The sequence below is a fragment of the Bacillus sp. (in: firmicutes) genome (assembly GCF_031983925.1).
In the GTDB taxonomy this organism is placed as follows: Bacteria; Bacillota; Bacilli; order Bacillales; family Bacillaceae_G; genus Bacillus_A; species Bacillus_A pacificus.
This window is the reverse complement of the sequence record NZ_DALYZR010000008.1, coordinates 110319-130514: the sequence shown is the minus strand read 5'-3', so window position 1 is coordinate 130514 and position 20196 is coordinate 110319. Positions and strand designations below refer to the sequence as shown.

Annotated in this window: 24 protein-coding genes, 1 pseudogene and 1 riboswitch; of the genes and pseudogenes, 17 read left to right on the top strand and 8 right to left on the bottom strand. The window is 35.2% G+C overall.

The features are described from left to right. The first annotated feature begins 4 nt into the window (after nt 1-4). The gene (gene lepB / locus RTP99_RS20650; protein WP_000806882.1) at nt 5-526 is read left to right on the top strand and encodes a signal peptidase I; all 522 of its coding nucleotides are present in this window, start codon (nt 5-7) and stop codon (nt 524-526) included. A 33-nt stretch (nt 527-559) separates the two neighbouring features. Here lepB and RTP99_RS20645 read toward each other — a convergent pair whose 3' ends face one another. Next, nucleotides 560-1192: a CmcI family methyltransferase gene (locus tag RTP99_RS20645; protein ID WP_071713438.1), complete on the bottom strand. Its 633-nt coding sequence runs from the start codon at nt 1190-1192 to the stop codon at nt 560-562. 181 nt (nt 1193-1373) lie between these two features. Here RTP99_RS20645 and RTP99_RS20640 point away from each other — a divergent pair, with 181 nt between their 5' ends. From RTP99_RS20640 to RTP99_RS20630, 3 genes and pseudogenes are all read left to right on the top strand, one after another. After that, the gene (locus RTP99_RS20640) at nt 1374-1904 is read left to right on the top strand and encodes an NUDIX hydrolase (protein WP_000280170.1); all 531 of its coding nucleotides are present in this window, start codon (nt 1374-1376) and stop codon (nt 1902-1904) included. Nucleotides 1905-1972: 68 nt separating this feature from the next. Next, nucleotides 1973-2254 (top strand): annotated as a pseudogene (locus RTP99_RS20635) (hypothetical protein); the annotation flags it as partial. Nucleotides 2255-2495: 241 nt separating this feature from the next. Beyond that, entirely contained in the window at nt 2496-3353 is an 858-nt protein-coding gene (locus RTP99_RS20630; RefSeq protein ID WP_000704330.1) for a PhzF family phenazine biosynthesis protein, read from the top strand. Between the two features lie 48 nt (nt 3354-3401). On the opposite strand, the gene RTP99_RS20625 is transcribed toward RTP99_RS20630, so the two are convergent. Then, nucleotides 3402-4163 (bottom strand): class I SAM-dependent methyltransferase, encoded by a 762-nt coding sequence (locus tag RTP99_RS20625; protein WP_000817577.1) that lies wholly within the window; start codon nt 4161-4163, stop codon nt 3402-3404. 342 nt (nt 4164-4505) lie between these two features. Here RTP99_RS20625 and RTP99_RS20620 point away from each other — a divergent pair, with 342 nt between their 5' ends. Further along, a complete protein-coding gene (locus RTP99_RS20620; RefSeq protein ID WP_000710820.1) occupies nt 4506-5279 on the top strand; it encodes a MerR family transcriptional regulator in 774 nt (257 codons plus the stop codon). 233 nt (nt 5280-5512) lie between these two features. On the opposite strand, the gene RTP99_RS20615 is transcribed toward RTP99_RS20620, so the two are convergent. Together RTP99_RS20615 and RTP99_RS20610 are read right to left on the bottom strand one after the other, a co-directional pair. After that, entirely contained in the window at nt 5513-5818 is a 306-nt protein-coding gene (locus tag RTP99_RS20615; protein WP_001026179.1) for an iron-sulfur cluster biosynthesis family protein, read from the bottom strand. A gap of 102 nt (nt 5819-5920) precedes the next feature. Further along, nucleotides 5921-7387: an amino acid permease gene (locus RTP99_RS20610; protein ID WP_001083375.1), complete on the bottom strand. Its 1467-nt coding sequence runs from the start codon at nt 7385-7387 to the stop codon at nt 5921-5923. Between the two features lie 112 nt (nt 7388-7499). Next, nucleotides 7500-7692, bottom strand: a riboswitch (Lysine riboswitch). Between the two features lie 321 nt (nt 7693-8013). On the opposite strand from RTP99_RS20610, the gene RTP99_RS20605 reads away from it, so the two are divergent. Then, entirely contained in the window at nt 8014-8463 is a 450-nt protein-coding gene (locus RTP99_RS20605) for a GNAT family N-acetyltransferase (RefSeq protein ID WP_000764619.1), read from the top strand. A 39-nt stretch (nt 8464-8502) separates the two neighbouring features. Here the strand turns inward: RTP99_RS20605 and RTP99_RS20600 are convergent, their stop codons facing one another. Beyond that, nucleotides 8503-9405 carry a sulfite exporter TauE/SafE family protein gene (locus RTP99_RS20600; protein WP_001170746.1) on the bottom strand — a complete coding sequence of 301 codons (903 nt, stop codon included), beginning with the start codon at nt 9403-9405 and terminating at the stop codon, nt 8503-8505. A 207-nt stretch (nt 9406-9612) separates the two neighbouring features. On the opposite strand from RTP99_RS20600, the gene RTP99_RS20595 reads away from it, so the two are divergent. The 6 genes from RTP99_RS20595 to RTP99_RS20570 all read left to right on the top strand — a co-directional run bounded on the left by RTP99_RS20595 (nt 9613) and on the right by RTP99_RS20570 (nt 13744). Then, nucleotides 9613-10410 carry a VOC family protein gene (locus RTP99_RS20595; protein WP_000879122.1) on the top strand — a complete coding sequence of 266 codons (798 nt, stop codon included), beginning with the start codon at nt 9613-9615 and terminating at the stop codon, nt 10408-10410. A 14-nt stretch (nt 10411-10424) separates the two neighbouring features. Next, on the top strand, nt 10425-11351 hold the full coding sequence (locus RTP99_RS20590; protein ID WP_046647474.1) for an aminoglycoside phosphotransferase family protein: 927 nt from the start codon (nt 10425-10427) through the stop codon (nt 11349-11351). 13 nt (nt 11352-11364) lie between these two features. Then, nucleotides 11365-12108, top strand: a complete 744-nt coding sequence (locus RTP99_RS20585; protein WP_000410975.1) for a metallophosphoesterase family protein — start codon at nt 11365-11367, stop codon at nt 12106-12108. A gap of 119 nt (nt 12109-12227) precedes the next feature. After that, nucleotides 12228-12452 carry a nucleoside/nucleotide kinase family protein gene (locus RTP99_RS20580; RefSeq protein WP_000882302.1) on the top strand — a complete coding sequence of 75 codons (225 nt, stop codon included), beginning with the start codon at nt 12228-12230 and terminating at the stop codon, nt 12450-12452. A gap of 72 nt (nt 12453-12524) precedes the next feature. Next, nucleotides 12525-13349 carry a DUF2785 domain-containing protein gene (locus RTP99_RS20575; RefSeq protein WP_001006692.1) on the top strand — a complete coding sequence of 275 codons (825 nt, stop codon included), beginning with the start codon at nt 12525-12527 and terminating at the stop codon, nt 13347-13349. A gap of 80 nt (nt 13350-13429) precedes the next feature. After that, nucleotides 13430-13744 carry a DUF3892 domain-containing protein gene (locus tag RTP99_RS20570; RefSeq protein WP_000358171.1) on the top strand — a complete coding sequence of 105 codons (315 nt, stop codon included), beginning with the start codon at nt 13430-13432 and terminating at the stop codon, nt 13742-13744. A gap of 76 nt (nt 13745-13820) precedes the next feature. On the opposite strand, the gene RTP99_RS20565 is transcribed toward RTP99_RS20570, so the two are convergent. Further along, nucleotides 13821-14261 carry a YaiI/YqxD family protein gene (locus tag RTP99_RS20565; RefSeq protein WP_000708754.1) on the bottom strand — a complete coding sequence of 147 codons (441 nt, stop codon included), beginning with the start codon at nt 14259-14261 and terminating at the stop codon, nt 13821-13823. Between the two features lie 163 nt (nt 14262-14424). Between RTP99_RS20565 and RTP99_RS20560 the strand changes: the two genes are divergently transcribed. Continuing rightward, the gene (locus RTP99_RS20560) at nt 14425-15198 is read left to right on the top strand and encodes a GNAT family N-acetyltransferase (protein ID WP_000639432.1); all 774 of its coding nucleotides are present in this window, start codon (nt 14425-14427) and stop codon (nt 15196-15198) included. A 92-nt stretch (nt 15199-15290) separates the two neighbouring features. On the opposite strand, the gene pdxR is transcribed toward RTP99_RS20560, so the two are convergent. Continuing rightward, entirely contained in the window at nt 15291-16733 is a 1443-nt protein-coding gene (pdxR, locus tag RTP99_RS20555) for a MocR-like pyridoxine biosynthesis transcription factor PdxR (protein ID WP_000454911.1), read from the bottom strand. 125 nt (nt 16734-16858) lie between these two features. Between pdxR and RTP99_RS20550 the strand changes: the two genes are divergently transcribed. Further along, a complete protein-coding gene (locus RTP99_RS20550; RefSeq protein ID WP_000832947.1) occupies nt 16859-17770 on the top strand; it encodes a DMT family transporter in 912 nt (303 codons plus the stop codon). 18 nt (nt 17771-17788) lie between these two features. Here RTP99_RS20550 and RTP99_RS20545 read toward each other — a convergent pair whose 3' ends face one another. Continuing rightward, entirely contained in the window at nt 17789-18256 is a 468-nt protein-coding gene (locus RTP99_RS20545) for an NUDIX hydrolase (RefSeq protein ID WP_000624020.1), read from the bottom strand. Nucleotides 18257-18352: 96 nt separating this feature from the next. On the opposite strand from RTP99_RS20545, the gene RTP99_RS20540 reads away from it, so the two are divergent. The 3 genes from RTP99_RS20540 to RTP99_RS20530 are packed head-to-tail and all read left to right on the top strand — an operon-like array spanning nt 18353 to nt 20187. Next, a complete protein-coding gene (locus RTP99_RS20540; RefSeq protein ID WP_000610478.1) occupies nt 18353-18760 on the top strand; it encodes a DUF3980 domain-containing protein in 408 nt (135 codons plus the stop codon). A gap of 17 nt (nt 18761-18777) precedes the next feature. Then, the gene (locus RTP99_RS20535; RefSeq protein ID WP_001266056.1) at nt 18778-19248 is read left to right on the top strand and encodes a GNAT family N-acetyltransferase; all 471 of its coding nucleotides are present in this window, start codon (nt 18778-18780) and stop codon (nt 19246-19248) included. Nucleotides 19249-19296: 48 nt separating this feature from the next. Beyond that, nucleotides 19297-20187 carry an AraC family transcriptional regulator gene (locus tag RTP99_RS20530; RefSeq protein WP_000428684.1) on the top strand — a complete coding sequence of 297 codons (891 nt, stop codon included), beginning with the start codon at nt 19297-19299 and terminating at the stop codon, nt 20185-20187. The last annotated feature ends 9 nt before the right edge of the window (nt 20188-20196 follow it).

Below are 20196 nucleotides of genomic sequence, written 5' to 3'. Positions count from 1 at the left end.
GGATATGAAACAGGAGATTAAGAGAGGTTGGGGGAAATACATACTCTTCGTGTTTGTTTTGGTCGTAGCCTATCATTCTTTTACTTTATGTAAAGTGGAAGGGAAATCGATGCAACCGACTTTATATGAAGAAGACTACGTATTTGTAAATAAAGCAGCGGTACACTTTTCCGATTTAGAGCATGGAGAAATTGTCATTATAAAGGAAGAGGATGAATCAAAATATTATGTGAAACGAGTAATAGGACTTCCTGGTGACGTAATTAACATAACGAATGGATCTGTATATGTGAATGATAAAAAACAAGAAGAACCGTATACAAATAAAGATTTGTTTAATAATACGCAAGTGTTTTATAACTTTCAAAAGACAAAAATCCCGCCAAATAAGTTATTTGTAATGGGCGATAATCGTGAAATTAGTAGAGATAGTCGAAACGGCTTAGGATATATTGAAGAAGATAATATAATAGGAAAAGTGGAATTTGTATATTATCCTTTTTCAAAAATGAAGATTATAGAATAAGTGGGGATTTACAAAACCCCACTTATTAACGTTTCACTTTATCTTCTTTAAAAAACCTTTTGGGTTAAATGATATGAAAAACTTATGCTTAGATTCATCGATTATGAAATTGTTATTTGTAGCTAAAAACTCTTCAACTGCTTCCATTGGACCAGGCCCCCAATCGGGAGAAACAGGATTTCCATTAATAGATGTATCTTCTACGATAATATAACTGCCTTTAGTAACGATAGATTTATAAAGCAACAATTCTTTTGCTACATGCTCTTTACTATGATCAGAATCTAAAATAACTAAAATTACATCATTAGGTTTGCGCATACTTAATATTGTTTGCACAGCGGTTACTGAAACAGAGGAAGCTGTTAAATACGTAATGCGATCATGGGATGGACGATTTGGTTGTGGAAATATATCGATAGTAAGAACGTGACCTTTTCCAATTAAATCTAATATAGAAGCTAAATATAGTGCACTACCACCATAACAAGTGCCACATTCAATAATTAAGTCGGGTTTTAATTCGTAAATCATTTCTTGATACAAAAAAAGATCAGAAGGAAGTTTGAGAATGGGGACTCCAAGCCAATGTGTATCATATAACCAGACTCGACTATCGTAAAATTGTTTTAAAAATTCGCTGCTTATGTTATCGATTTTGAACACTCCTTTCTGAAACGAAAGTTGTACAATATATTATGTGAAATATAATTGTAAGGAGAATGTTTTTTAATAAAAATGAGAAAAATACCTCATTAAAAACCAATTGTTTGTATAATAAAAAACTTTTTGCAGGAAGTTACAGTTTAAATCTGTAAATGAGGGGAAAAGGAAAGGAGATGAACGTATGTATAAGTACACAATTTGTTTCATTAAAAAGGGAAAGAAAATACTCTTATTGAATAGAAACAAAAAGCCGAATATGGGAATGTGGAATGGTGTTGGTGGAAAAATTGAAGACAATGAAACACCATATGAAGGAATAATTAGAGAAACGCTTGAGGAAACAGGCATAGATCTTCCAAGTGTAACGTATAAAGGGAATGTAGTTTTTAAAAGCAAGGACGAGCCTCAGGGGCGTGAAGGAATGTACGTATTCCTTGCTGACCTGCCAGCTGGAGTACATATGGACACACCAGTAAGTACGGCGGAAGGATTATTAGAATGGAAAGAAATTGAATGGATATTAAATAAGGATAATAGAGGTGTAGTTAGCAATTTACCAAAATACTTACCAATAGTATTAACAGAAGAAAATAAGTTAGAGCATATATTCACATATGATAACCGGAATATTATTCATTACACAACTTCATTTTTGACAGAAGATGATGTAAACAAACAGTATATAAAAAGATCACTTTCATACTCTAATTGATAAAATATTTTAAAGAGCAATCGGCATTTATTTGTCGATTGCTTTCACTATATATGTGAGGTGATGATATGTTCCAGAAATACAATTCATTGATCATAATCGTCATATGTACGATGTTCCTTTTTGTAGCCTGTTCTAAAAGTGATAAAGAACTTAAAGACATTCAAAAAGTAGATTACCTCGTATCCTATTCAAATGCAATGAAAGCCGGTGGTTACATATATGCATATGATAAGAAAGGAAATGAGATTAGTAAAATAGAAGTGGATGGCCAAAGTATAATGAGTAATGCAAAAGATGGGGAGGGGTACTACTTCTCATCAAATAGAAATAACAATCATTATGTAATTAAGCTGATGTGATTGCAAGACGTGGACGTACTTAACAATCTAGAAACTCCCACAAAATTTTTAAAAATAAACGAAAAAAAGAGATGTAGACCCATCTCTCAGGCTGTAGACAAACATTTTTGGAGAGTTTAGATGCTAAAAAATAGTTTGTCTTTTGCTTTATGGCGAATTTATCCAACAATATATATATGTAGTACGTTCTATGCTACAATTTACTATAAGTGAGGGAGGAAGGTGTCTTATGAAAATATCCGTTTATGTTGCAAGTGCATTTAGCAAGGATCATAAAGGTGGAAATAAAGCAGGAGTGGTATTTATGGAGAATATATTGACCACTACTCAAAAAATGGCAATAGCCAAAAAACTGGGCTATGCGGAAACCGCATTTATATCAGAATCTGAAATTGCGGATTATAAAATTGAGTATTTTACACCAAAAGAGGAAGTTGATTTATGTGGGCATGCCACAATTGGCTCTTTCGCGATACTGATGCATGTAAATAAACTTTTTAAGAATCGCTATACGATTGAAACGAACAGCGGTGTTCTTACTATTACCATAAAAGATGACATCATATTCATGGAACAAAACGAACCGATATTCTATGATGTTATATCTCCAAACGAGTTCATTGACTGTTTTGATAGTAAAGCTATAGACAATACATACCCAATTCAAATTGTCTCCACGGGCTTAAAAGATATTTTAATTCCTATAAAAAGCGAAACACTATTACATACACTGCAACCTAATTTTGAAAAAATTAAAGAAATCAGCAAGTATTATAATGTTGTCGGGATGCACCTATATACTTTTAATGACAATCGAATAATATGCAGAAACTTTGCTCCACTATATGATATCAATGAAGAAGCAGCCACTGGAACTTCAAACGGTGCATTAGCTTGCTACCTTTATGAACAGCACTACTTACAAAAAGAAGTCTATGTATTTGAACAAGGTTATTCTTTACACTCGCCTTCTGAAATATTAGTTAAATTAGCAACCGATAGCAAGAATAAAATAGAAAAGGTTTATGTTGGTGGCAAAGGCTATTACTGTGAAACGAAGTATTTAACTGTAGAAAATATTGAGTGAAAATAAAAAAGAGATGGTAGATCCATCTCTTTTTCATATGCTCCATGATTAACTGCGAATCGCCTTAATCAGAAAACGATGTTGCGTCACATCAAAATACCCTTTTTGTAAGATGACTTTATGTATACGATATAATTCCTCATAATACCTTTCGACAGTAAAATCAGGAATTTGCCACGGAATCGCTTTTAAATAATAGACGATAGCGCCAACATCATAAAAGCGTTGGAAAGGGAATGTTTCTTTTGCTTCTAAGATAGTAAATCCATTTTCCTGTAGTTCATTACATGCCGCTTCAAGAGACCAACTTGCAAATTCGTTATTTAGCGGTGCGTTAAACTGCTCATTTAGTTCCGCACAATCGAGACCACCGACTTGTTGTGTAAGAAATGTTCCATTAGGAGAAAGTATTCTATTTACCTCAGAAGCAGAATAGGGTTCATGTTGATTCATAATGAAATCAAACTGCCCATCTTGAAATGGTAATGCAGTATCATCAATTACTGCCACAACTGTAACCCCTAAAGGCTCTAATTTCTTCCGAGCAATTGGCAAGTTTGGAGCATAACCTTCAGTCGCATAAATAGTTGGCGGGAATGGTTGTAACATAGATAAAAATTCTCCGCCACCAGTACCCATATCGAGCATTGATTTAGCACGTTGCATAAGCTGATAAGCAGTGCTACCATACGACCATGATAAAGGCTCGCTCTTCATTCGGCCCGTTTCTGAAATGAAAGAAAAATCCCAACCGCTAAAATGTGTATTAGCACTTTCTAATAAAGTTAAAAATAATGGATCACGTTTCATAATTGTATCCTCCTATTTTGTAAGTAAATGATATGGTGAGAAAAGAAAAAAGGAGGACCTCTTATGAAAGGGGAACGGTTTTACGTTTCGTGCTCGAATAGATTCATATACATTCGCTCCTTGTGAGAATGATAATTTATATATTCGGGATAAGTAAGTGAAAGTCTTTTGAATTTGTGAGGGAAGGTTATGCTATTCAATAATTGGGCCATTAAATGAAATAGTGCAATACGTATTGATTACATGTATTTTAACGTTTTTGAATTTTCTTGAATTATCTTCTTGAACCTCTAGTTACTTTAGGTTTTATAATGAATTTATAATTTTAATAGGGGGATTTAGATGAAAAAGGATAAAAAGTTTTCTATCGGAGAATTCTCAGAAAAAACGGGAATACCAATTCCTACTTTGCATTATTATGATGGAATCGGGTTATTACAACCTGAAAAGAATCCTTCTTCAGGGCACCGCATTTATAAGTATCAAGATATTATAACCTTACAAAAAATTATAAGTTTAAAATTTCTAGGCTATAGTCTAGATAAAGTCGCTAATTTGTTACACGAATCAAGTTTTGGTGTTGATTTGAATGAAAGTTTGTCTCTCCATTTGCAAGTGTTAGAAAGAGAAAAAGAACAAATTGGGCAATCAATACAAGCAATTAAAAGAGTAATGAAGTTAGTCGAAGCGGAAGAAGAGGTAGATAGTAGGGTATTATTTAGTCTTATTTACGGTATGAATACAGAACATACACATAAAGAATGGATGGAACGTCATGAGTTAACGGATATCGTGGAAGAATTATCAAAGAAACGAGAAGAAGATAAAATTGCTTTGGATAAAACGTTTATTCAATTGTCTAAAAAGGTTAAACAATTATATGGTAAACCAGTCGAGGACTTGAAAGTACAAGAGATGGTAAAGGAATATATAGAAGAGTCTTTTTCATTTCTTAGTGAAGATTTGATACAAAAGTTAGCTAATACTAGTGTGGGAGAACTGGATATGCAAGAACTTGAAAATATGATACCTTCGCCTTTCGCAGAAGATGAACAAAAATGGCTTAATGAAGCGATGGAATATTATATGAAGCAAGTAGAAATGGAAGAGGGATAGATTTTATGAATGTTTAGCTTCATCGAAATAATGCTGTAGACCTTTCATTGAATAAGGGTAGAATTGCGTTTATTATTGGTTCATTCAAAAGAAAGAACCGCTTATACTTCATTTTTGAAGCATAAGCGGTTTTGTTTAAAATACTCAAAAACAAAAATCCTTTGGTAAAGTATCATTTTTTATTACCGTTCTCAACTCGTTTTTTTACCCCGGCGGTTAAATAAAAACAATCTTTATTTTTTAATCGACAACCCATAAACTAACGTCTCACTCGGAGTCGTAATACTAAAACCTGTTGTTTTATAATCAAGCTTCACCGTATCACCAGTGTAGTCTTTCGTGAATGAATCCATTTGTACAATAAAGTCAGCATCTTCATATACAACATCATCTGCAACATATGTATCCCAAATTAAATCGACATCAACGAATATACTACAAGAGTTTGTCATTGTCCCTCTAATGCGAATGATCTTTTTGTCTTCACGTTCTAATCTATGTATAGCTGCTTTTGCTTCATCAGTAATGCGAATGTTCATGATATCCCAACCTTTATTTATATTTCCTTTATTATTGCAAAAACAGAAGAAATAGGGAAGTAAATAAAAAACGAGCAAACAAATATGTTTGCTCGTCTCCCTTTATTTCAGTTCACATTTATCAAGTGGAATCACTTTCGTTTTTTTCGTAAATTTATATCCTAACCATAGTACTAAGAAGAGTGGTAAACCGATGTAAGAAACGAGTACACCGTTCCAGTCGATTGATTCGCCCATAAATGCGCCGTAGTTTTGTCCTAAAATTACGATAATACAAAGCGTAAAAGCGAAGAGTGGACCGAATGGGAACCATTTTGCTTTATAAGGTAAGTCTTTTAAATCTTTTCCTTGTGCGATATATGCTTTACGGAAACGGTAATGACTAATTGCAATGCCGACCCATGCGATAAAGCCAGACATTCCAGATGCGTTTAATAACCAAATGTATACAACACCATCACCGAATAAAGAAGCAATGAAAGCGATACTACCGACAATTGATGTTACGATTAATGCGTTAACAGGTACACCGCGGCTATCTAATTTTCCTAAGAATTTTGGTGCTTTTCCTTGGCGAGCTAAATCCCAAAGCATACGAGTTGAAGCATACATACCAGAGTTACCAGCAGACAGTACTGCCGTTAAAATAACAGCGTTCATAACAGAAGCAGCGAAGGCAACGCCCGCTTTTTCAAAAATAAGTGTAAATGGACTTACTGTTACATCACTTGCAGCAAGGCTTTCAGTTGTATAAGGAATTAATAAACCGATAACGAGAATCGCAAGGATATAGAATAAGAGAATACGCCAGAAAATTGAACGAATTGCTTTCGGAATATTGCGCTCTGGATCAGAAGTTTCACCAGCAGCTACCCCAAGTAATTCTGTTCCTTGGAATGAGAAACCAGCTGCCATAAATACACCAATAATTGCCATAATACCACCGTTAAATGGTGCGTCTGCAACAGTGAAGTTTTTAAATCCAACAGTTTCACCGCCCATAATTCCGAAAATCATCATAAAGCCGACAATTAAAAAGATAATAATAGTAACGACTTTAATAAGTGCGAACCAATATTCAGATTCACCAAACCCTTTAACAGATAAGTAGTTTAAAAGGAAAATAATAGCTAAACATAATCCGCTCCAAATAAGAGAAGGGGTATTTGGGAACCAAAATTTCATAATTAATGTTACAGCCGCTAGTTCAGCAGCGATAGTAATTGCCCAGTTATACCAATAGTTCCATCCAAGTGCAAAGCCAAGTGATGGATCAACAAATTTTGTTGCGTACGTGCTAAAAGATCCAGTAACAGGCATGTAAGCTGCGAGTTCAGCTAGGCTTGTCATTAAAAAGTAAACCATAATTCCGATTGCGGCGTATGCAATTAATGCGCCACCAGGTCCAGCTGAATGGATGACACCACCGCTGGCAAGAAATAGTCCGGTACCAATTGTACCGCCGAGAGAAATCATCGTAAGGTGCCGAGATTTTAGACCGCGTCTTAATTCACCTTTTCCTTTTGTAGTTTCTGTTTTAGAGGTAGCTTGATTCGTTGCGCTATTCATGTTCAACACTCCTTTTCTTGTAAGATAGGAAGGAGCGGGGGAGAAAAATACAAAAAACCGCCAAAGGAATTTGGCGGAACGTTTCACAAATAACCACCCCATCATACCCTTCCGTTAAGATAGCACCCCACGTTTACACGGTAATTTTGTAAACGTGACAGTTCTGTTCCTTTCGGAGACAGCCCCAGCTCATATTTCCAGAGAAGAAATATAAACTTCGGCAACTTTTCCTTTCAAACGGAGTCTAAGACATTCTCTGTGTCTCGTCCGTTTTACTATTAAAAGTCGCAACCTCTACCTCATCGGATTGATGAGGATTTATATATTGCTAAGATTTTTAATATATGGCAATTGTAATGAGTTTCTGAATATATTGCAAGATATTTTGTTAGGAAAAGTCAAAAAATATCGGTTATTGTATAGGAAACGCTTGCAAAACTCCACCCGAACCTACTATTATGTAACAATAAGCAAAGAAAAAATTGTTATACAAATGTTTCGCAAAAAATATTGAAAAACCCTTCAAAAATTAAAAGAAAATTCAGAAAATATAATTCGACATTCATAATAAAGTCATATTTTTTGCTATAATTAGAGTAACGTTTAAGTGAAAAGGGGAAATCAAAATGAAATTAGAAACAGAAAGGCTCTATATAGTGCCTTGTACAGAGGAGAGTATACACGTTGCTAACGAGCAAGGATATAATAGTGGTCCGCATATTGTAGGGCATGTTGAAAATGTAAAACAGGATAAGGATTTATTACCTTGGGGCGCCTGGTATGTTATTCGAAAAGAAGATGACATCGTTCTAGGCGATATAGGGTTTAAAGGGAAACCAAATGAGGAACATACAGTAGAAGTTGGTTACGGTTTTATTGAGAAATATTGGAATAAAGGGTATGCAACAGAAGCTGTAAGAGAACTAATAAATTGGGCTTTTCAAACTGGAGAGGTAGAAATGATTATTGCGGAGACACTTCTGGAAAACGAAAGCTCCATTCGTGTATTAGAGAAATTACATATGCAGAGAACTGGCACTACAGAAACGATGATGAATTGGAAATTAGAAAAATAAAAAATACCGCTCGAAGTATATCGGGCGGTATTTTTATTGTTATGGAAGCATTTGTTTTTGATCATTCGGATATCCAGTTGTCGGTGTGTTAGAACGATTGGAATGATTGCGAACAGCAATGAAAATAGAAATAATAACGACAAGACCAATTGCCACGTAAGAAAGTGAAATAATAGTTGGATCCACTTTAAATGTAGTAAGTAGTGTACGAATGTTTGTAAAGATAATAAGGCCACCAACTAATATGCCAAGTAAATGAGAAGGAACGATGCGCACTAACCATGCAGCGATTGGAGCTGCGACAATACCGCCAAGCATTAACGAAAATACCCAAACCCAACTTACTTGTTCCCAGCCGAGTGAGATGAAGAAACCAATTGTTGCAGCGAGTGAGACAGGAAACTCACTCGTATCTACAGATCCGATAACTTTTCTAGCTTCATTTCCTCTTGCTAAAAGTACAGGTGTCGTAATCGGCCCCCAGCCACCACCACCAGTTGAATCAACGAATCCAGCAAATAAGCCAAGTGGAACAAGTTGTTTAGCCGACATACGTTTATTTGAAGTAATAACTTGTTTTTGAATAATGAATCGTAATAAAATATAAACCCCTAAAGTAAATAAAAATACAGAAATGTACGGTTTAATGACATCCCCAGGTAAATTGCTTAAAAAACATGCCCCCACAAATGCGCCAATTGCTCCTGGTAATGTAAGCCTAGAAACGGTATATTTATCAACATTTCCAAATTTGATGTGAGATGCACCAGAAGCTGCGGTTGTAACGACTTCAGCTAAATGAACAGAGGCGGAAGCGACAGCTGGTGCGATACCAAACATTAGTAATAGTGAGGTAGATGTTACACCGTACGCCATTCCAAGCGCTCCATCGATTAATTGAGCGAAAAATCCAATAATAGCAAATACAATTAATTTCTGCATAAATAATCCCCCTGTAATAGTAAATGAAAAAGGCACTTTTCCCGTGTGAGAAAAGTGCCTTTGGTTTTTCCAATCGGCAATATTGAAATTTGTTTCATTATAATACATATTAATCGTATAAATCAACTGGGTTTTAAAGTTTTTTGAATTGAACGAAAGAAAAATAAAATATACAATAAAAGGATGGAGAGAAAGGGGAGAAGGAATATGTTAGCATTTGATCATCTCGTTCACGCGGTACATTGTACACCGGAGGAAGCGGCAAAACAAATGCAGGAGCGTGGATTTCATACTGTACTAGGCGGAGAGCATACAAATTGGGGTACTTGGAATAGTTTATGTTATTTTGATTTATCTTATATAGAATTTTTGGCAGTTCAGCATGAAGAAAAAGCGAAGAAAGCAGACAATCCATTAGTACAAGAAACGGTAGTGAAATTAGAAGATGGAGAAGGAATGTTACAAATCGCAATTCGAACAGATGCAATTGAAGAACTAGCAGTTAAGTTTAATAAACATGGATTACATACGATAGGACCATTTGAAGGGAAACGTATGAGAAAAGATGGCCGCCTTTTAGAATGGAAAATGTTATTTGTAAAGCAAGAAGAGAACGGGCCGAAATTACCTTTCTTTATACAGTGGAATGAAACGGATGAAGAAAGAAGAAACGATTTACGTAACATAGGAACGATCACTGTGCATAAAAACAAAGTACAACAAATTGATACAGTTCATTACGCAGTGAAAAATGTTCGAGAAACAGTGCGGAAATGGGAAGAAGTAATGGGACTAACTGCAAGCCAGATCGTTAAAAATGAAGAATGGAATGCGGAATGTCAAAGTGTATCGTTTGGCGACATTCAAGTGCAGTTTTGTGAACCAATTGGAGAAGGGCTAGTGCTAGAACGATTGAATCATCATGGCGAAAATCCATTTGCAGTGGAGTTTAAAGGTGAAAGTAAACGAGAGCATGAAGTACTAGGTAGTTTGTACATATATTGATAGAGGTGAACGTTGTGGAAGAAATGCTTAGAGAGATAGAGAGAAAACTAGAATGGCCTCGTATTGTAAAGTGTACAGCTATTTCAAAAGGTTTTTCACATGAAGAGAAATATAAAATAAAATTAGAAAACAGAGTAACATATTTTGTGAAAGTATGTGATGCTGTAAACTTTGAACGTAAACAAGAAGAATATACATATATGAAACAATTAGAGTCATTACATATTCCAACGCCTAAGTTAATTCACTTCATAAAACTTGAGGAATTAAATAAATGTGTTCAAGTATTTGAATGGGCCCAAGGTGTAAATGGTGAAGAGGGCTTAAGTAAGCTATCGGCGGAAGAACAGTATCATGCAGGAAGAAAAGCTGGAGAAGTATTAAAGCGAATTCACTCAATTGAAAGAGAAAGTGCAAGTGATAAATGGGAAACGGTTCGATGGAATAAATACGAAAGATACGTAGAAGCGTTAGCAAACTATGAAATAGATTTCCTTGATTTGAAGCCAGTATTAAGATTTGTAGCGGAGCATAAACAATTATTGGGAAATCGTCCAATCACATTTTTACACGATGACTTCCATCCAGCAAATAGTATGATTCATAATAAGGAATTTATCGTTATTGATTTTGGTGGATATGATTTTGGAGATCCGATACACGATTTTTATAACGTAGCGATTTTTACTACAAGAATAAGCAAACCATTTGCGGTTGGACAAGTTCACGGTTATTGCGGAGGTGAACCGTCGCTTCATTTTTGGAAACTGTACTCATTATATGCAGCAATGACATTCCCTGCGGATATCGTTTGGACAAACCGAAGCACACCGCATTTAGTAGAAGATATGAAGGAAAGATTAAACGGAATTTTAGATGATCATAATCATTTTTCATCCTATATTCCAAAATGGTATCAATCAAGTGAATGTAATAAATAAAGGAGGAATACATATGGAAAAAATTGCGGTAATTTCAGATATACATGGTAATATTCCAGCTTTAGAATCGGTACTGCAAGATATTAAATTGAGAGGAATCGAACACATAATTTGTCTTGGAGATTTAGTTGGAAAAGGACCTCATTCTAGCGAAGTAATTGAAATCATTCGTAAAGAATGTGGAGTAGTTGTAATGGGAAACTGGGATGATTTTATAACAAAACCGACTGAATTTGAGGCATTAAAATGGCATCAAAAACAACTATCGGAAGAACAAAATGACTATTTAAGAAGCTTACCATTTTCAATCGAGTTTTATATGAGTGGCAAACTCATTCGTATGTTCCACGCTTCACCGAGAAGTTTATATGAAAGAATTCAACCACATGCCGCAAGAGAAGAGCGAATTAGTATGTTTGAAAACAGTGAGCTCACGGAGAATATAGAAGGAGAAAGAAAACCAGATGTCGTTTGCTACGGTGATGTTCACCAAGCATTCGTTCAAAATTTCAGTGGCAAAACGTTATGTAACGCTGGTAGCGTAGGAAATCCGCTTGAAATTACACAAGCTTCTTATTTAATATTCGAAGGGATTTACAATGAAAAAGAAGCAGCGAGCTTTTCCATACAACTCGTACGTGTACCGTATGATATTGAATTAGCTATCAGACTAGCAGAAGAACTCGATATGCCAGAAATAGAGGAATACAAGCAAGAATTACGGACTGCATTGTATCGAGGATTTAAGGGGAAGTAAACCAATCATAATATATCTATCGTAACTTAAAATATATCAACGATTTTTTCGATATATCGACGATTCGACATAGGATATCGACTTACCGACAAATAGTGACATAAAAGTTAATTATAATTTTGTTATGTAAACTAAATGAAGGTGGGAAATATCATGACCGAAAACAACAAATTAAAGAAATTGTAGATCATATTTTAAAATTAAACTTAACTCACCCAACAAGAGTTGGAGTAAGCGGTATTACAGCATCAGGAAAAACAACATTTGCAAACGAATTCGCGGAAGAAATACACAATCAAAAGTATATGTATAGCCTTTTATTAATAGTTATAATTCTCGTATAATTATATTAGCTTTAGAAAGTGAAAAACGGGGGATAAGGCAATAAGAAACGCAAAAAGGGGAGAAAAAATATAATGAATGAAGTATTAGAATTAAAAGAAGAACTACTACAAATTAAAAATAATAATTATGCTGTACCAGAAGACGTAGATGCATATCCATATGCGCAGTGGATGTTAGATTATATCGGATCACCTGATGCTGAATTACGCGATGATTTAATTTATAGTACGCTTCACACATGGATTACAACTGATGTGTTTAGACAAAAAGAATTACGAGGATTAATGTTACAAGCAATTAGCCCTGATTATTTATTTTATAAAATTGGTGAAAAGGGAACAGATTCTGTATTTAAACGTGCGTTCTCCGTATTAATTCCACCACTTATTTTATCTGTTCATGAAAGAGAACCGTTGTTATCCGAAGAACAACTGTACAGCGTGGCAGAACAAGTGCTGGAATATGTATATTTAGAAGAAGATGTAAGAGGTTACGTAGAAGGAAAAGGGTGGGCACACTCTACTGCGCATGCAGCGGATGCGCTCGATGCGTTAGCACGTACAATACAAAATCGTGAGTTTTCATATGCGATTCTTGCAGCTGTTCGTCAGAAAGTTCGCCTAAATGACTATGTTTACATACACTTTGAGGATGAGAGATTAGTAACGCCAATTATGTCATTACGTAATCAAAATCTTTTAACAGAAGAAGAGTGGAGCAACTGGTTACATAGTATAGCAATCGTTGAAGACATCCCGCATCCTCAGCATGATATTTTAGTACAAAATATTAGAGCTTTTTTAAGAAGTTTATACTTTAGAGTTTTAGAGACAGAGGGTAGTACAGCCTTTACAGATGATATTTTGGAAACTTTGAAGGATTTGCGTAGGTATTAAAAATCCATTTTGCTAAAATGAAATTACATAAAACCACCATCTCCCAACCATACTAATAAAATGTGTTGGAGGTGAGTTTAATGGACAAAAAAGATTTTGAAAAAGTGTATAATGATTATTTACATCAAGGAGAAGAACAAGCTCAATTTGAAGTAGACCATGAAGTTAATACAGGAGCAGAACAAATTGTTGCCGTTCGTAAAAATGATGATGGGGATTTAATAGCGTTTAAAACAAGTAGCGGAAGAGAGTTAGATTATATGACTGCTCTTAGCGAAGCAAAATCAGGGAAATTAGCTCATGTGGACGTATTTCATAAGTATGGTAGAGATATTATACGTAGCGAACCGGATGGAATAAAAGAAAATAACTTAGATAATTTACCTTCATTTTAAACGGGTAAACCTGAAGAAGAGAATGTTCATTTGGATATTCTCTTCTTTTCTTTCTCTACAAATAGACGGTTCATTTCTACAGTGCGATCATACTTTTAAAGAGCGCTCTAAATTTCTCTTTATCTTCTGCTGTAAATGGTTTCGGTCCTTTTGTACGCTTACCGCTTTTTCGAACCATTGCACTTAAATAACGTGTTTGTAATAGTTGGTCAATGTTTTCATTCGTATACTTGTACCCTTTATGATGAAGAACGATACAGCCTTTTGCTAAAGCAAGCGAAGCAAGACCGTAATCTTGTGTTACGATTAAATCTTCTTTTTGGGCTAACTGCATAATTCGGTAATCCGCAGCATCTGCTCCAGAATCAACATAAATTGTTTCCACGCCTTTTGGCTGCTCAGCATTAGAATAATGAGAAAAGCTTGTAACGAGGGTAACAGGAATTTCTGCCTTCGTAGCTTCAAAAATAATTACATCTTTTACAGGGCAAGCATCTGCATCAACATAGATTTTCATTGGTATCACTCCTATAACTAGGTTCGTGTTGATGATAATGGTAGATTTAGGTTTTGTCAAACGAGGATTTTGTATTTCAACTTACAAAAATTGTATATATTTAAAAATATATGCTAACATATAATCGGTGTAATAATAATAATTTTCAGAAAGTGGGAATGGAATGATTTATAAAGCAGATAACAATGTAAGGCAAAAGTTAGTTGAGATGTTTGATGATTTCGATAGTACGATTGTACTTTCCTATCTCCAAGGACATATGGGAAGTGCGTGGGTAGACAATCTCGAAAATCCAACTGTTGCTCAAATAACTGTAGGAATTTTTGTGTTTTACGCCGGGAATCCAAACGCAGAAGAGGCGGAAGAATTATTATATAATCTACCTGATTTTACTCTTGCCATTGTAGATTCGGATGAATGGAAAAAACGGATAGAGACTGTTCACAAAGGATCAATTGAGAAGTTTCAAAGATTTAGATTTAATAAGAACCCCGGCGATTTAGATAAAGAATACATACGGGATATATTGTCTACATTACCCCAAAATTACGAAATGAAAAAAATTGATAAAGATATAGCAAAGGCATCTTCATTTCATGCACTCTCAGAAGATTTTACTAGTCAGTTTGATTCAATTGATGATTTTATTGATAGGGGCGTAGGATACGCCATTTTAAATAAAGGGCAAGTTGTTTCTGCTGCAACATCATTTAGTATATTTGATGATGGAATCGAGATTGAAATTGCGAGCCATCCTGAACATAGAAGAAAAGGCTTAGCTAAGATTGTAGCATCTGCACTTATATTAGATTGTTTAGATAGAGAGAAATATCCTAGTTGGGATGGAGCAAATGTTGAATCTGTTGAACTAGCAAAAAAGCTAGGCTACACTTTTAAAGAACCTTATGATACATATTTTATTCAAATAAAAAAATGAACCAATACAAGTACATAAACTAAAGTGGTTTTTAGTTTATGTACTTATTTGAAAATTAATGAAATTCTATTGACGATATGTAAGGATGCTACTTATTTTCCACAAACCAAAATAGCCTCACGTAAACGAGAAATCCCTTCCTCAATTTGATCAATATTCACTTTTCCATAAGATAAACGTATATAACCATCTTTCGCGCCAAAAATACTACCTGGCATAAATGCTATTTCTTGTTTTAAGCTTTGCATAATAAGTTGTTTTTCGTTTATCGGTTCTTTTAATTTTCCCCATATGTAAATACCACCAGTAGGATTGGAAAAAGAGATTTTATCATGAAGTTGCTCGTTTAGGGCACGGACGATAACGTTTCTTTTTTCTGCTAGTTGTTTTCGTAACGGTACGATATGAGACTGAAATGGTACAGTTTCAAAAAATTGCTGCATAAGCCACTGTGGGAAAATGCTCATACCTAATTCCATTTGATGTCGTGCGTCAGATAACCTTTCTACTACCGATTGCGGGGCGACAAGCCAGCCGACTCGTAATCCCGGTGCAATCATTTTTGATAAAGAATGTACATAGATGACTGTTCCATTTTCATCTATTGATTTTAAAGTAGGGCAAGGTTGTTTTTTTTCTAACGTAAGTAAACTAGACGGATCATCTTCAACAATCGCAATTCGTAAGTCTGCACAAAGTGATAATAGTTTTTTTCTACGGCTTGGATGCAGCATTGTGCCTGTAGGATTTTGGAAGTTTGGATTTAAAAAGATCATTTTAATACGATGCTTCCGATATAGCTCTTGCACATCATCTGGATTAATACCGTGTTCATCGACAGGTAACGGGAAAATACGAATACCTGCTGATTGGAATAACGGTAAGGAATAACAGTGTGAAGGACTTTCAAAAGCAACAGCATCACCTGGATTTAATAAACATTGTACGATAAGGTGCAAGGCTTGCTGTGCGCCAGAAGTAATCATAATGGACTGTTCAGTCGCTTCAACTTTTAAATATTCCTTCATATATTTTACGACCGCTTGTCTTAGTGGGAGATAGCCTTGCGGGTGATCATAACTTAATGAATGCGTTAACGGTTGTTCTCGTAAAATCATTTGTAGTTGATCGTGAGGATAGAGATTACAACCGAGCTCTCCGTTTGCAAAATCTATAATATTTTCATTTTGTTGTATTTCTGCCCGAATATGGCGAAGTAACGGTAAGTTTGGTAAAAATGTACCGCCTTCTACGAAATTTCTCCAGTTCGGCGTTAATGTTGGAGAAACGCCCCACATATGTGTACTCACTCGTGTTCCTTTACCAGTCGTACTTTCTACAATTCCCATAGCACGAAGTTCATTATAAGCAGTCGTTACTGTACTTCGGTTTACATTTAACTGTGTAGCTAATTTCCGTTCGGAAGGGAGGAAGCTACCTGGAGGAAGTTCTCCATATGTAATACGTTTCTCAATAAAGTCAACAACTTGCTGATAAATAGGGATTTTACTGTCGCTATCTAGCTTCCATTCCATAAAAAACGCCTCCGTAACTCTTATATACATTCAGTATAACAAATTGGCTGGGTAAAAAAACAGCCAATTGGACGGTGTTATATCCAGCCAATTTTACTATGCTAAATATGGAAGGGGAGATTCGGATGAAAAGATGGCAAATGGAATGGCTCCTAGTATCAGTAGCATTAGTATGGGGAGCAAATTATACAATTGGAAAGTATGGTGTGGCATTTATGTCATCCATTCAATTTAATAGTTTACGCTTTTTAGTAGCATCACCGGTATTATTACTTATTACATTTTTAATGGAACGCTCATTACGTATTGAAAGAAAAGATTGGTTACGATTAGTAGCAGTCGGTATCGTTGGTACGACAATGTATCAAACGATGTTTATGCTATCTGTGAAATATACTTCAGCAACGAACGCCTCATTATTAATTGCGATGTCACCTATATTTACAGGGATATTAGCGGTATTGCATAAACAAGAACGCTTTTCGATGAAAGTACAAATTGGTTCAATAGTAGCGTTTATTGGTGCAGCATTCGTTTTATTAACAGGACATACAGGAGGAGCTACTTACGAGTATGCATGGCTCGGAAATATAATTGGATTAGTCGCAGCAATTGCGTGGGGATGGTATCCAATATTAGCGCAACCTCTTATTACAAAATATTCCGCAATGAGAGTCACATCATGGTCTACTTTAATTGGAATTGTACCTCTCGTTATATACTGTTTATTCAACGTAAACACATTAACGTGGCCAGTAGATACGCCAAGCTGGGGATCACTAGCATATTCAATCGTCTTTGCGACCATCTTTGGGCTAGCAATGTGGTATGTCGGCATTAGTCAAATCGGTTCAACGAAAGTAATGGTTTATATGTATCTCGTGCCATTGTTCGCAGTTATCTTTGCGGCAGTAATAATCGGAGAGCAGATCAATATGATGCAACTCGTTGGTGGACTTATCATCTTTATCGGCTTATACGTTGTAAAAAAAGGCGGAATGAAAAAACCAGCTCTCAATTTGAAAAAAGTGAGTTAACAGTAAAAAGGATCTCTTTCATATAGAAGGAGATCCTTTTTTATTTCGTAATAAAAGTGCTTGTTCAACCGCCCATTTTTGATGATCGTGAAGTAGAAGTTCTACAGCATGTAATGGAGACATCCATCTTAGAACGTGATCCTCCTCACAGTTTTCAGTTTGTTTCTGCACCATGTTCGCAATGTAAAAGAACCCATCGTTCAAATAATATGTATCTTCCTTTTCAGCATAAAAATACCGCATTGCATTACCGATATACCGATCAATTTCAATAGACCATCCTAATTCCTCTAGTAGTTCACGATGTAAGCATTCATCTTTTGTTTCGGTACCTTCCATACCGCCGCCGGGTAAAAAGTAGTGTTCTCCTTTTTGGATAATAGCAATCTTTGAAGAGGTTGAGTTAAAAATAATTGCATAACAACTAGGTCGTAATACATATTGCTCAGTAGGCTTTTTATAACCAAAAGTAAGTTTAGATATCATAAAACACGTCACCTTTCTATAAAATACATAAAAGGGATAATAAGGTAAAAACGGGATTGTATAAGTATAATCTTACGAGATTGGAGTGATAACAAAATGATAAATCGAAAGTGTTCGCGCTGTAAAGAAATTACAGGTGCATTGCATGGTGGTAAAAAAATTAAGGAAGAATTTTTGTGTGAAGATTGTTTGCAAAAAGGAATTGAGAGTGGGGAAATCGAATTATCACAAGTGGAGCAAGAACAAACTTCGTATCTTTCTATAAAAATATTAAAAATAATGAGTGTGATTTATTTAATAGGATCTATTTTTATGGCTTTTTCAACCGGTCCATTTATACATAATATAGGATTTGATGAAATGTCCATTTCAGGCCCAGAATTAGGTTTAATAAGTATTGTTATGCTAGGTTCTTTATTCCAGTCTGTACTTGTATTTTGCGGAATATGGGTATTCATCCTATTAGTAGAAACAGTCATTAAAATTTATGAAAAAATGAAGTGAGTGAGAGGGAGAAACATATGCGAGTAAGAAACATTCAAGGGGAAGATTATGTAAAGATTCATTCTGTTTTAAATGATTGGTGGGGCGGGAGAGATATGGCGGCTATGTTGCCAAAACTGTTCTTCGTTCACTTTCAAGAAACGAGTTTTATCATTGAAGAAGAAGGCGAAACGTTAGGTTTCTTATGCGGCTTCTTTTCGCAAACACATAAAGAGGAAGCGTACGTTCATTTTATCGGAGTAAATCCGAAGTATAGAAGAAGAGGAATCGCATCGACATTGTATTCTTACTTCTTTGATGTCGCACGTGCAAACAATCGTAAAGTTATAAAAGCAATCACATCACCGGTTAATAAAAAATCGATACAGTTTCATAGGGAGATTGGCTTTCAAATTGAGGCTGGGGATGATGAGATAGAGGGTGTATCGGTACATACAAATTATGATGGGAACGGCGGGAGTAGAGTTCTATTTTTGAAAAATGTGTAAAAGTAGGCTAGCACAAAGTTAGCCTTTTTGTTGTGAGGAGCTAGAAGTATGGAGAATAAACAAAGTAGAAATGAGTATGTAAGACGCATACATACAGTTCAAGATTATATAGAATCAAACATAGATAGTTCACTATCTATTGAAGAGCTGGCCGATGTAGCAGGATTTTCAAAGTTTCATTTTCATCGGATTTTTAAAGGAATAGTAGACGAGCCGTTATCTCGGTATGTGAATCGCTTGAAGTTAGAAAGGGCAACAAATCTACTTACATATCGCCCGGATATGACGATTACAGATATCGCTTACCATTTTGGTTTCACAGATTCAGCAGTTTTCTCCCGTACATTTAAAAATTATTACGGAGTAAGTCCGTCTCAATATCGAAACGACAATAGCAAGAATTGCAAAGACGTAAGAAGAACTTCTCAATACAATGAATGTAAGAAGGTTCGAGGGAATGTTGAAATTGTAACAGCGGACGATATAAACGTCGCATACATAAGACATATCGGTACATATGAAGAGTTAACTGTAGCTTTTCCGAAAATGATAGAGAAATTATTTCATTACGCAGCGTTGCAAAACTATCATGTATTTGAGGATACGAAAGTATTAACCATTTACCACGATCATCATGAATTTACAGAGGACTATCATTTAAGAACAAGTTTATGTATAACAATTCCAAATGAGTCCGCAGTAGAAACGAGCGACATAGGAATAATGGTAATACCTTCTGGAAAGTATGCGGTAGGTCATTTTGAAATATTCCAAGATGAATATAAAGGAGCATGGGATTTTTTATACGGTGAGTGGCTTCCAAATAGCGGATATAAACCGAGAGACTCGTATCCTTTTGAAGTATATAGAAATGATCCAAAGCAGCATCCAAAACATAAACATATAGTTGATATATATGTACCTATCGAACCTTTTTAATGATAGGTT